This is a genomic window from Conexibacter sp. CPCC 206217 (assembly GCF_030646165.1).
Lineage (GTDB): Bacteria > Actinomycetota > Thermoleophilia > Solirubrobacterales > Solirubrobacteraceae > Conexibacter.
Genome location: NZ_JAUTDO010000006.1, coordinates 423,016 through 434,683, shown reverse-complemented (window position 1 = coordinate 434,683; position 11,668 = coordinate 423,016). Strand labels below are relative to the sequence as shown.

The 11,668-nt window shown below is 72.6% G+C and carries 10 protein-coding genes; 7 read left to right on the top strand and 3 right to left on the bottom strand.

The genetic code is table 11. From position 1 onward, the window contains the following. Positions 1-2: 2 nt before the first annotated feature. From Q7L65_RS18960 to Q7L65_RS18930, 7 genes are all read left to right on the top strand, one after another. Positions 3-1,172 (top strand): alanine--glyoxylate aminotransferase family protein, encoded by a 1,170-nt coding sequence (locus Q7L65_RS18960; RefSeq protein WP_304723508.1) that lies wholly within the window; start codon positions 3-5, stop codon positions 1,170-1,172. 153 nt (positions 1,173-1,325) lie between these two features. Then, complete coding sequence (locus Q7L65_RS18955) at positions 1,326-3,413, top strand: methyl-accepting chemotaxis protein (RefSeq protein WP_304723507.1); 2,088 nt, start codon at positions 1,326-1,328, stop codon at positions 3,411-3,413. A 161-nt stretch (positions 3,414-3,574) separates the two neighbouring features. Continuing rightward, entirely contained in the window at positions 3,575-4,588 is a 1,014-nt protein-coding gene (locus Q7L65_RS18950) for a metal ABC transporter substrate-binding protein (protein WP_304723504.1), read from the top strand. Between the two features lie 3 nt (positions 4,589-4,591). After that, positions 4,592-5,410 (top strand): prolipoprotein diacylglyceryl transferase, encoded by an 819-nt coding sequence (gene lgt / locus Q7L65_RS18945; protein WP_304723503.1) that lies wholly within the window; start codon positions 4,592-4,594, stop codon positions 5,408-5,410. Between the two features lie 237 nt (positions 5,411-5,647). After that, complete coding sequence (locus Q7L65_RS18940; protein ID WP_304723502.1) at positions 5,648-6,274, top strand: carboxymuconolactone decarboxylase family protein; 627 nt, start codon at positions 5,648-5,650, stop codon at positions 6,272-6,274. Positions 6,275-6,290: 16 nt separating this feature from the next. Continuing rightward, a complete protein-coding gene (locus Q7L65_RS18935; RefSeq protein WP_304723501.1) occupies positions 6,291-7,361 on the top strand; it encodes a LacI family DNA-binding transcriptional regulator in 1,071 nt (356 codons plus the stop codon). A gap of 135 nt (positions 7,362-7,496) precedes the next feature. Then, positions 7,497-8,429, top strand: coding sequence for a S9 family peptidase (locus Q7L65_RS18930; protein ID WP_304723500.1), 933 nt, complete (start codon positions 7,497-7,499; stop codon positions 8,427-8,429). On the opposite strand, the gene Q7L65_RS18925 is transcribed toward Q7L65_RS18930, so the two are convergent. From Q7L65_RS18925 to Q7L65_RS18915, 3 genes are read right to left on the bottom strand one after another with little or no spacing between them, the layout of a single operon-like run. Continuing rightward, positions 8,426-9,574: a M24 family metallopeptidase gene (locus Q7L65_RS18925; RefSeq protein WP_304723499.1), complete on the bottom strand. Its 1,149-nt coding sequence runs from the start codon at positions 9,572-9,574 to the stop codon at positions 8,426-8,428. The genes Q7L65_RS18930 and Q7L65_RS18925 overlap by 4 nt on opposite strands. After that, positions 9,571-10,605 (bottom strand): Gfo/Idh/MocA family protein, encoded by a 1,035-nt coding sequence (locus Q7L65_RS18920; protein ID WP_304723498.1) that lies wholly within the window; start codon positions 10,603-10,605, stop codon positions 9,571-9,573. The genes Q7L65_RS18925 and Q7L65_RS18920 overlap by 4 nt, the downstream gene beginning before the upstream one ends. Further along, positions 10,602-11,660, bottom strand: coding sequence for a S9 family peptidase (locus tag Q7L65_RS18915; RefSeq protein ID WP_304723497.1), 1,059 nt, complete (start codon positions 11,658-11,660; stop codon positions 10,602-10,604). Before Q7L65_RS18915 ends, Q7L65_RS18920 begins: the two co-directional genes overlap by 4 nt. Positions 11,661-11,668: the final 8 nt, after the last annotated feature.

The following is an 11,668-nucleotide window of genomic DNA, read 5'->3' as shown; positions in this document are numbered from 1 at the left end:
CGATGGCGCAGACCTGGCTGACTCCCGGTCCGACGCCCGTCCCCGCGGCGGTGCTGGAGGCGCAGGGCCGCCACCCCGTGTTCCACCGCGGGCGCGCCTTCCAGCTGCTGCTGAGCGAGGTCACCGAGGGGTTGCAGTGGCTGCTGGAGACCAGCAACGAGGTGCTGCTGTACACCGCCTCGGGGACCGGCGCGCTGGAGGCGGCGATCGTCAACTGCTTCGCGCCGGGCGAGCGGATCGTCGTCTGCGTCAACGGCTTCTTCGGCGAGCGCGTCGTGACGATCGCGACGCGCGCCGGGCTCGTAGTCGAGCGGCTCGACTACCGCTGGGGCGAGGCCGTCCGCGCCGACGACGTGGCGGCCTGCCTGGCGCGCACGCCGGACGCGCGCGGCGTCGTGCTGCAGCATTCCGAGACGTCGACCAGCGTCGTCAACGACCTCGCCGCGATCGCGCCCGTCGTGACGGCGGCGCCGTCGGCGCCGCTGCTGATGGTCGACGCCGTCTCGGCCGCGGGCGCGCTGCCGATCGGCACCGACAGGCTCGCGCTCGACCTCGTCGTCGGCGCGTCGCAGAAGGCGCTCGGGGCGACGCCGGGCGTGTCGTTCGTAGCCGTCGGCGCCCGCGCCTGGGCACGTCACGGCGAGCTGCCGCCGGCGCCGTACTACTGGGACTTCAGCGAGTACCGCCGCTGGGCCAGACCGGGCACCCCGGAGAGCCCGTATACGCCGGCGATCTCGGTGATCGAGGGGCTCGCGGCGGCGCTGCGCGGGCTGCGCGAACAGGGCCTCGACGCGGTCTTCGCGCTGCACCGGCTCAACGCCGCGGCGGTCAAGGCGGGGGTCGCGGCGCTGGGCTTGGAGCCGTTCGGCGAGAACATCGACGCGGGGGTCGTCGTGACGGCGGTGAGAGCGCCGCCCGGCGTCGATCCGAGCGCGCTCGCGGCGCATCTGGAGACGCGCTACGGCGTCGTCGTCGCCGCCGGCCAGGGACCGCTGAGCGCCGACGTGCTGCGGGTCGGTCACCTCGGCAGCGTCAGCGCGGCCGACGTCGTCGCCGGCATCGCGGCGCTCGAGGCCGCGCTGGCGGACTTCGGCGGCCCGCAGCCGACGGGCGCCGGGGTCGCAGCGGTCGTCCAGACGTACCGAAAAGCGGGGAGCTGGCCGGGGCGCTAGACGGCAGGCCGCGGCGGCGTGCCAGGTCGGTCCGACCACCGAGAGGAGAATTAAGAAACGTCACTCCTGACCGATCACTCCGAGCAGAGGCGACGCCGGTCCGGCCCCAACCGGCGACTCGCCCTTCCCCACTACTGCTTAGAGGAGACAACGGTGCGTTTCACCGTGAAGACGAAGCTGCTCGCCGGCTTCCTCACCATCGTCGCGCTGATGCTCGCCGTCGGGATCGTTGCCGTCACCAAGCTCGGCTCGATGCGGAACGTCACGGACACGTTCGCCGACGCAACCGTTCCCAGCGTCAGATCCGCCGGTGACATCCACCTCGCGATCAGCGAATACCGCAAGGATCAGGTCCGCTACGTCGGCAGCGCCGCGATCGGCCTGCCCGACGACGGCCAGTCCGGCGACCTCGAGGACCTGAGACTGTCGCAGGACCTGATCGCCAGAGCGCCCCGTCTCGACGCGGCCGACATCGCGAACCTGGACAGACTCGACGCGGCCTGGAGACAGTACGTCGACACGTCGAGAGAGTACGCCAGACTCGCGCAGGCCGGCGACTACAGAGAGGGCCTCGGCGTCCTCACGACCGGTGCCGCCAACGACGCCTGGGAAGGCGTCAAGACCGCGCTCGCCGACCTCAAGGACCACCGCTACTCGCTCTCCGCCGCGCAGGCGAACAGCGCCGATTCGACCGTGAGAACCGCGCGCACGACGATCATCGCGCTGCTGATCGCGGCGACGATCATCGGGATCGCGATCGCGCTGCTGCTGGCACGCAAGATCGCCGGCGGGCTGAAGCAGATGCTGACCGCCGCGCGCGGGATCTCGCAGGGCGACATCGAGCAGCGCGTCGAGATCAGATCGCGCGACGAGATCGGCGAGACCGGCGAGGCGTTCAGGGAGATGATCGGCTACCTCGACGAGACCGCGACCGCCGCGCGCCGGATCGCCGCCGGCGACCTCGCCGTCAGGGTCCGGCCGAAGTCCGACAGAGACGTGCTCGGCAACGCCTTCCTGGAGATGGCGACGCAGCTGCGCGACGCGCTCGGCGACCAGTCGAGCCTCGAGGCGCTGGTCGAGCGGATGGAGTCGCTGCGCGGCCGTGACCTGGTCGAGCTGGAAGCCGGGCTGGCGGCCGTCGCGCGCGGCGACCTGACGCTCGACGCGAGCGCCGACACGCAGCCGCTGACGGCCGAGGGGGAGGCCAAGCTGGGCCGTCTCGCGGAGATCTTCAACGAGATGCTCGCGACGACGCACAACTCCGTCGACGGCTACAACGGGATGCGCGACAAGGTCGCCGCGATGCTGCGCCAGATCGCGCAGGAGACGCAGGCCGTCGCCGCCGCCTCGCAGCAGATGGCGTCGACCTCGGAGGAGTCCGGCCGCGCCGTCGGCGAGATCGCCTCCTCCGTCGGCGAGGTCGCCGCGGGCGCCGAGCGCCAGGTGCGCACCGTCGGCGACGCGCGCGACCTGACGAGCGAGGTCGTCGACGCGACCCGCACCGCCGCCGAGAACGCGGAGCAGACCGCGCAGGCCGCCGAGCACGCGCGCGGCGCCGCCGAGGAGGGCGCCGCCACGATCGCCGAGGCGACCGAGGCGATGCAGGCCGTGCAGTCGTCCTCCATGCAGGTGACCGAGACGATCCGCGAGCTGGGTGCGAAGTCCGGCCAGATCGGCGGGATCGTCTCGACCATCACCGGCATCGCGGAGCAGACGAACCTGCTGGCGCTGAACGCCGCGATCGAGGCCGCCCGCGCCGGCGAGCAGGGCCGCGGCTTCGCCGTCGTCGCCGAGGAGGTCCGCAAGCTCGCCGAGGAGTCGCAGCAGGCCGCGCGCTCGATCTCGACGCTGATCACAGAGATCCAGACCGAGACTGGCCGCGCCGTCGAGGTCGTCGAGAGCGGCGCGCAGCGCACGCACGACGGCGTCGCGACGGTCGAGCAGGCGCGCACCTCGTTCCTGCAGATCGGCACGTCGGTCGAGGACATGAGCGATCGCGTCAGCCAGATCGCAGTCGCGACCGGCGAGATCTCCGAGCGCGCCAGCCGCATGCAGGCGAACATGACCGAGGTCGCCGCCGTCGCGCAGCAGTCCTCGGCCGCGACCGAGCAGGTCGCCGCCTCGACGCAGCAGACCTCGGCCTCCACACAGGAGATCGCCGCCTCCGCACAGGAGCTGGCGAAGACCGCCGAGGAGCTGGAGCGGCTCGTCGGCCAGTTCACGCTGAGCGCGCAGACGTAGTCCTCGGACCCCGCCCCCAAACCCCGGCGCACCCACGGCCCGCCGACCGGATCCCTCCCCGGTCGGCGGGCCGGCGTCGTCGCGCGCCGGCACCGCGGGCGTGCGGCGGACCCAAGCCCGACCTTCGCAATACTGAATCTCATTATTGCTAGGCTGCGGTCATGGACCGACGCCTTCTCCTCCTCCCTGCCCTCGTCACGACACTCGCGCTGAGCGCCTGCGGCAGCTCCGACGACAACGCCGCCACGAGCGCCGCCACGGGCGCGTCGAGCGCCACCGCGGACAGCGCGACGACCGCCGCGAGCAGCGCCGACCCGATCGCCGTCGTCGCGACCACGACGCAACTCGGCGACATCGTGCGCCAGATCGGCGGCGACGCGGCCGACGTGACGCAGATCCTGCAGCCCAACAGCGACCCGCACGACTACGAGCCGCGACCGCAGGACGTGACCGAGACGGCCGGGGCGAAGGTCGTCTTCGAGAGTGGCGACAACCTCGACCACTGGATGGCGGACGTCGTCACGCAGTCCGGTGGCGACCCCACGGTCGTGACGCTCGCCGACAGCGCCGTCGACAGAGTGCCCGGCGAGACGTCCGGGCCCGAGGCGTCCAGATACGACCCGCACTGGTGGCACGACCCGGCCAACGTCGAGGCCGCGATCCCGGTCATCCGCGACGCGCTCAGCAGCGCCGACCCGGCCGCCAGAGCGACCTACGACGCCAACGCCGCCGCCTACCTCGCCAAGGTCCAGGCGCTCGACGCGGGCATCAGAAAGTGCTTCGCCGCCGTGCCGGCCGCGCAGCGCAAGCTCGTGACCGACCACGACGCCTTCAACTACTTCGCCAAGCGCTATGACGTACAGGTGATCGGTGCCGTGATCCCCTCCCAGACGACGCAGGCGCAGGCCTCCGCCGGCGACGTCGCGAGACTCGTGCAGACGATCAGAGCCGAGGGCGTCAGAGCGGTCTTCCCCGAGTCGTCGGTCAACCCGAAGCTCGCGCGCGCGATCGCGCAGGAGTCCGGCGCGAGCGCCGACCACACGCTCTACGGCGACACGCTCGGCCCGCAGGACTCGCCCGGCGCGACCTACCTGACGATGGAGCAGGCGAACGCCGACGCGATGCTGCGCGGCTTCACCGGCGGCAGACGGGGCTGCACGATCGCGGGGATCTGACGGTTGCCGCCGCTCGCCTCGATCCCGAGCCCCGCGGAGAACGGCTTCGGCATCGGGCCGTTCTTCTTCCACGCCTACGGCCTCGCCTACGTCGTCGCGCTGCTGGCCGCGATCGCGATCACGTCGCGCCGCTGGGAGCGCGTCGGCGGCCGGCGGGCGCTCGTGCAGGAGGTCGCGCTGTGGGGCTTCCCGGCGGGGCTGATCGGCGGGCGGCTGTACTTCCTCGCGACCAGCTGGGACGAGGTCCCCGACCACTGGTGGGGGCCGTTCGCAGTCTGGGACGGCGGCCTCGGGATCTGGGGCGGGATCGCGCTCGGCTCGCTCGCGGGCGTGCTCGTGCTGCGTCACCGCAGAGCGGACGTGGCGCTGTTCATGGACGCCGCCGCGCCCGCGCTGCTGGTCGCGCAGGCGATCGGGCGGATCGGCAACTGGTTCAACCAGGAGCTGTTCGGCGGGCCGACGAGCCTGCCGTGGGGCCTGCGGATCGACCCTGAGCACCGGCCGGCGCGCTACGCCGACGACACGACCTTCCAACCGACCTTCCTCTACGAGCTGATCTGGAACCTGACGCTCGCGGGCTTCCTCGTCTGGCTCGGCCGGCGCGCGCGGATCCGACCGCCCGGCCTGTTCGCGCTCTACGTCGCCGGCTACTCGCTCGGCCGCATCGGCGAGGAACTGCTGCGGACCGACCCTGCGCACCACGTCTTCGGCCTGCGGCTCAACTTCTTCGTCGCCGTCGTGCTGTGCCTCGCTGGACTGGCGTGGTTCGCGTGGAGCCAGCGGCCACGCGTCACCGCGGGCGCGGGCGCGGCCCGCGCCTAACGGCGCGTGCCGCGCTCTTGCGAGGCGGGCACGATGAGCAGGTCGCGCGTGGCGCTCGCCACCCGGCCGCCGTCGAGACCGCGCGCCTCGTCATCTGCATTGAGTCGCTGGTGACGGTGCGCTACGGGCCTTGACGCGGCGACCGGCGCGCACTAGCCTCGCGCCACGCACGTGGCAATCGATTGCCACCAGCGCGTCGCCAACCGCACAGCACCCACCCGCGCATCAGGAGAGAGCATGGGCACGCAACGGATCAGCTACGTCCCGTACGACGACATGACCGCCGAGATGCAGGCCGAGATGGAGCGCTGCGCGCGCGAGGGCACGCCGCGACCGGAGAGCTCCGCGATCCGCGCGCACGTCCCGGCGGCGTTCTGGTCCTTCGCCGACAGCTGGCGCGACCTCTTCCGCGACGGCGTCCTGGACCACTCGGTCAAGGAGCTGGCGCGCGTCTACATCTCCAGAACGGTCAAGTGCGAGTACTGCGGCAACCAGCGTTCGGAGCAGGGCGCCGCCGCCGGCCTCGTCGAGGGCAAGTACGACGAGCTGCTGAACTTCGAGAGCTCCGACCGCTTCGACGCGCGCGAGAAGGCCGCGCTCGCCTACGCCGAGGCGATCGCCTGGAGACTCGACACCGACGACGCCTTCTGGGAGCGCCTGCACGGGCAGTTCAGCGAGCCCGAACTGGTCGAGCTGGGTTGCATGATCGGCCTGACGCTGGGCCAGCAGAGCTGGCTGCGCCTGCTCAACATCGACCACCACCAGGTGATGCCCGGCACCCGCGCCTCGATGGCCCCCGGCTTCGAGGACGCCGAGAGACTGGCGGCGAGCAAGGCATCGGAGGAGTACTGGGCGAAGGCGTAGCCCCTACGATCCGCTGATGCCGCGGCGACCGACCCTTCGTGACGTCGCCACGCGCGCGGGCGTGCATCAGGCAACCGCCTCGCGCGCCTTGAACCCCGCGCTGCCGGGTCGCGTCACCGCCGCGACGGCCGAGCGCGTGCGTGCGGCGGCGCGCGAACTGGGCTACGTGCCCGACCCGACCGCGCGCAGCCTGCGCACGCGCCGCTCCGGCGTCGTCGGCGTCGTCGTGCCGGACCTCGCGAACCCCGTCCTGCCCCCGATCGTGCGCGGCATCGAGCGCGTGCTGTGGAGCGCGGGGCTCGCCTGCCTCCTGGCCGACACCGACAACGACCCCGAGCGCGAGGCGGTCCACGTCGCCGAGCTGCGCGCGCGCCGCTGCGAGGGCCTGATCGTCGCCACCGCCGCCCGCACCAGCCCGACCGTCAGCGACCTGCTCGGCGCCGAACTGCCCGCGGTCCTGGTGACCCGCGAGATCGACGGCGGCGGCCTCCCCTTCGTCGCCGCCGACGACGCCGCCGGCACCGCCGCCGCGGTCGCCCACCTCGTCGCGCTCGGCCACCAGCGGATCGCGCACGTGACCGGGCCGTTGGACCTGTCAACGACGATGACCCGTCTGGAGGCGTTCCGAGCCGCGTTGGTCTCCGCCTCGCTCCCGCTTGTCGAATCGCTCGTGGTCCATGGGGATGCGTTCACGACCGCTGCGGGGGAGCGGGCGGCGGAGCGGCTGCCGGGGCGCGCGTTCACCGCGATCGTCGCCGGTAACGACATGATCGCCTTGGGCGTGATCGCGGCGCTGCGGCGGGCAGGGGTGCGATGCCCCGAGGACGTGTCGGTCACGGGGCACAACGACATGCCGCTGGTCGATCGCGTCGACCCGCCGCTCACGACGGTTGCGATCCCGCAGGACGAGATTGGCGCCGCGGCCGCGCGGTTGCTGCTGGAGCGGATCGACGGGGGCGGCGGCGCGGACGCAAGCGGCGGCGCGGCGCCCGCGGGCCGCGCGGACACCGCCGACGCCGACGCCCCGCCCCGCGTCCTCCTCCCCACCCGCCTGATCGTCCGCGCCTCCACCGCGCCCGCTCGTTAGCACCGCTCACCCGAGCACCGGCACGTTCCGAACCGCTGCGGTGCCGAAGGTGTCGGTGCTCGACCGAGACCACCGCCGTTGACCCCGGCGCCGCGCCGCCGTAGGGTTTGGCAAACGATTGCAGAGGAGCAGATCTTGAGCACGTCGAACGTCGCGCCGCGAGCCGGTTACGTCCATCATCCCGGCGAGCCGGTGCGCGGGCCGCTCGACGCGAGCGTGCCGCATGCGGCGACCGGCGCGGAGCTGCAGCTGGTCTTCACCGACGACGGGCTGTATGTCCCGTTTCTGTTCAAGCGCCCCGCCGGCGAGGGGCCGCATCCGACCGTGATCTGCCTGCACCCCGGCTCCGGCGGGCTCGGATTGCCGTATCTGAGCGACCAGCTCAACGAGCAGTCCTACCTGCTCGACCGGCTCGTCGAGGCCGGCTTCGCGATCGCCGTCGCCGAGGGGCGCTGCGAGGACGAGGGCGCGTACGGGCGGCCCGAGACCCACCACACGCTCGACCATGACGACGTCGTCGCGATCTTCCGCCGCGTCGTCGAGCTGCCGGACATCGACCCGCAGCGGGTCGCGTTCTTCGGCGTCAGCCACGGCGGCGAGATCCAGCTGAAGGCGACCTCCGCGCTCGGCGGCGGGCCTGCCGCCGGGGCGACCTCCGCGCTCGGCGCGACGCCCGCGGCGCTCGTGCCGACCGAGCCCGCCGTGATCGAGCTGCTCGGGCTGAAGTACCCGGACGCGCGGATCGAGGCGGAGCTGCAGTACCGCCGCGAGGTCGGCGACGAGGAGATCGACCTCGAGCGCGCGCTGGAGCGGATCGCGCGGATCCCCGACGACCTGCCGATCCTCGTGATCGGCCGTGACGACGACCACCTGCAGGGCGTCTTCCGCAAGGCGTTCGAGCTGCTGCAGCGCGCCGGCAAGCGGGTCGAGTGGACGAGCTTCGACCACCCCGACCACGCGTACCAGTTCGGCCCCCGCCGCGAGGCCGGCGGCTACTTCCCCGACGCCGTCACGGTCGCGACCGCCGACCGCGTGATCGCGTTCCTGGGGGAGCAGCTCCTGCGCTAACCGACCCGCACCAGCCCGCGCTCGACGGCGTGCAGCCGCTCCACGCCGTCGCCGGTGATGTGCAGCAGCTCGCCGGTCTGCACGCCCGCGCGCTCGTCGAGCGTGCAGACGTTCGGCTGGACGACGACCGTCATGCCGGCCTCGAACGTGAAGTCCGGTATCGGCTCCAGCTGACGGCTGTCGCTGCCGAGCACCGGCGGCAGGTAGCCGCCGACGAAGCCGTGCATCAGGTCGTCGCGCGTCGTGTAGCCGGCGTCCTCGATGACGCGCGCGGCGGCGACGACGTCGGCCGCGGTCGTGCCCGGTCTCAGAATCGCGACGACCGCGTCGAACGCCGCGTCCGCGACCGCGTGCAGCTCGGCGAACTGCGCGCTCGGCTCGGCGCCGACGGCGAACGTGCGCAGCACCTGGCCGGGATGGTCCCACCACGAGGCGCTGATCTCGCACGTCAGCGCGTCGCCGGCCTGCAGCACGCGCGTCGTCGGCCACTGCGCCGGAACGCCCATCTCCGGCGAATCCATCGAGGTCGCGGCGAAGTAGTGGATGTGGGTCGTGCCGCCCTCGCCGACGTACGCGCGCTCGACCATGTTGCCGAGCTGCAGCTCGTCGACGCCCGGCCGCGCGCCATCTGCCAGCGCCTCGACGGCGAGGTCGGTCAGCGCGCAGCCGCGCCGGATCCACTCCAGCTCCTCGGCCGACTTGCGCAGCCGCAGCTTCGTGTACGCGCCGCCGAGGTCGACGACCTCCCCGGCCAGCTCTGCGAGCCGTCCGCACGCGCGGAACCCGAGCGGCCCGATCACGCCGATCCGCTTGCCGGCCGCACCGCGCCGGCGCAGCTCGTCGACCGCGCGCGCGATCCCGGACGGCGCCGCGCCCTCCACCGTCGCCGCCGTCGCGATCCGGCGCGCGTTCGGGACGTGGTTGTAGAAGTCGACCAGCAGCAGGTCGCGCGCGCCGGGCGTGAAGACGACGAGCGCCTCGCGCGTGACCGGCCAGCGCGTCAGCCACGGCACCGCGGAGCCGAAGCGGTTGGCACCGTAGACGAGCACGTGGTCGATCCCCTGCGCGCGCATCACGTCCGTCAGCGCGTCGCGGCGCGCCTCGATCTCCGCGTCGGAGAAGCGCGGGTAGAGGTCATCGGTCATCGGTTGATCTCCTGGATGGAAGAAGGAGCCCCTGGGCGAGTTCTTCCAATCGATTCAAGGCCGCAGGCCGCGGAATCGACCGCCTCGCGGATCGTTCGCAGCGCGGCGATGCCGACCTCGGCATCGGTCTCCGGCGCGACGCCGTCCGCGATGCAACGGGCGAACTCGGTCAGCTCGTCGGCGAGCATGTCGCGCTCGGCGAACTCGACCGGCGCGCCGCCGAGCGTCAGCGTCGTGACCGCGTCCATCAGCTCGGCGTCGGGCCAGATCGAGAAGTCGGCGTGGTAGTCGAGCACGGCCTCGGTCCCGAACAGGCGCAGCGAGAACGTCTTCGGCGAGACGTACGAGCCCGTCACGGACGCGAGCGCGCCGCCCGCGTACTCGACCGTCACGACGCCGACGTCGTCGATGTCGGCGTTCGCTGCGAGGTGCTTGAAAGCGCCGCTGGAGCCGACCGGCGCGCCGAGCCACGAGGCGAGCGTGTCGACGTGGTGGATGCCGAGCTGCATCAGCGGCCCGCCCGGGTTGCGGGCGCGGTGCGCGCGCCAGGCGCTGGGCGGGAAGGCGCCCGGCAGCGACAGGTTCGCCTCCGCCAGCACGACCTGCCCGAGCGCGCCCTCCGCGATCAGCTCGCCGACGCGCCGCGCCGCGCCCAAGCGCCGGAACGAATGCCCGACCATCAGCGTCACGCCGGCCGCCAAGCAGGCGTCGCGCATCCGCTCGCCGGCCGCGACGGTGTCGGCGATCGGCTTCTCGACGAACACGTGCAGGCCGCGCTGCGCGCACAGCAGCGTCTGCTCCTCGTGCACGTCGTTGGGCGAGACCAACAGCACGCCGCGCACCTCCGGATGCTCCAGCGCCGCCTCCAGCGACGGGGCGGGCGCGCAGCCGAAGCGCTCCGCGAACGCCGCGCGCCGCGCCTCGTCGCGACTGAAGCAGGTGACCAGCGGCATGCCGGCGCGCTGCGCCGCCGCGGCGATCCGCTCGCCCCATCTGCCGGTCCCGACGATCGCCACCCCGGGGAACGTCATCGGCCCAGCTGCTCCTGCGTCCAGTCGCCGACGAGGTTGCGGTACTTGTACGGCACGTTGTTGCAGACGTGGGTGCCGTCGTCGAACAGGACCCAGGTCGAGTCCTGCGCCTCGTCGGCGATCCGCTTCGTCTGCTCCCACGGTATGAGCCGGTCGAGCTTGCCGGTGAGGATCAGCGACGGCTGGTCGATCAGCTCCGCGACGCCGGTCAGGTCGAGCTTCAGCGTCCGCTCGCGCGCCTCGTCGTGGTCCGCCGCGTGCGTGTGGTGCATCAGCGTCTCGCGCGTGACGTTCGGCAGGTCGTCCCAGTTGGAGCCCATCGTGTACGGGCCGCTGATGCCGGCGACCGCCTTGATGCGCTTCTCGAACGCGGCCGCGCGCGGCGCGTAGTAGCCGCCCATCGAGACGCCGACGGCGCCGATGCGGTCGTGGTCGAGGTCGGTGCGGTCGGCGACGTGGTCCAGCAGCGCGCCGACGGGGACGTCGTAGTCGTGGCGGATCGGCAGCTCGAACCCGCTCTCCCCCTGGCCCGGCCCGTCGAACGAGAGCGTCGCGATGCCGCGCTGCAGAAAGACGTTCTCCCAGCCGAAGAACTCCTCCTTGGTCGAGTCCAGGCCCGGGATCAGCACGACGAGCGGCGCGCGCTGCACGCCGGTGGGGTGGCGCAGGTTGGCGGCCAGCGTCGTGCCCTCGAACGGGACCTCCAAGCGCTCGGCGGTCGGGTCCAGCAGCCGGTGGGCGCGCGCGAGCGCGTCGATCGCGCGGCGCGTCGTGGCACGGTTCTTCTCGGCGTCGACGACCCACACGAACTTCGCGAAGTGAAAGCAGGTCGCGGCCGAGACGTACGCCTCGCCGGCGGTCAGCGCGTGGCCGGCGGCCTCGGCCTGCGCGGCGATCTCGAGGTGGACCTCGGCGGCGCCGGACCAGGCGTCGAGCCAGTCCTCCCAGTGCTCGAGTCCGCGCGTCGTGCGCACGAACACGTTGTAGTCGACCCCGTTCGTGATGAAACGGGGACCCCAGTTGTCGATCGCGGCCTGGACGCGTGCGTCGGGCATCGTCGACC

What these genes read in the sequence shown, in the direction of transcription:
- Q7L65_RS18940 (WP_304723502.1), top strand. Translation starts at nt 5,648, where the DNA reads ATGGGCACGCAACGGATCAGCTACGTCCCGTACGACGACATGACCGCC.
- Q7L65_RS18950 (WP_304723504.1), top strand. Translation starts at nt 3,575, where the DNA reads ATGGACCGACGCCTTCTCCTCCTCCCTGCCCTCGTCACGACACTCGCG.
- Q7L65_RS18915 (WP_304723497.1), bottom strand. Translation starts at nt 11,660, where the DNA reads ATGCCCGACGCACGCGTCCAGGCCGCGATCGACAACTGGGGTCCCCGT.
- Q7L65_RS18935 (WP_304723501.1), top strand. Translation starts at nt 6,291, where the DNA reads ATGCCGCGGCGACCGACCCTTCGTGACGTCGCCACGCGCGCGGGCGTG.
- Q7L65_RS18960 (WP_304723508.1), top strand. Translation starts at nt 3, where the DNA reads ATGGCGCAGACCTGGCTGACTCCCGGTCCGACGCCCGTCCCCGCGGCG.
- Q7L65_RS18920 (WP_304723498.1), bottom strand. Translation starts at nt 10,605, where the DNA reads ATGACGTTCCCCGGGGTGGCGATCGTCGGGACCGGCAGATGGGGCGAG.
- Q7L65_RS18925 (WP_304723499.1), bottom strand. Translation starts at nt 9,574, where the DNA reads ATGACCGATGACCTCTACCCGCGCTTCTCCGACGCGGAGATCGAGGCG.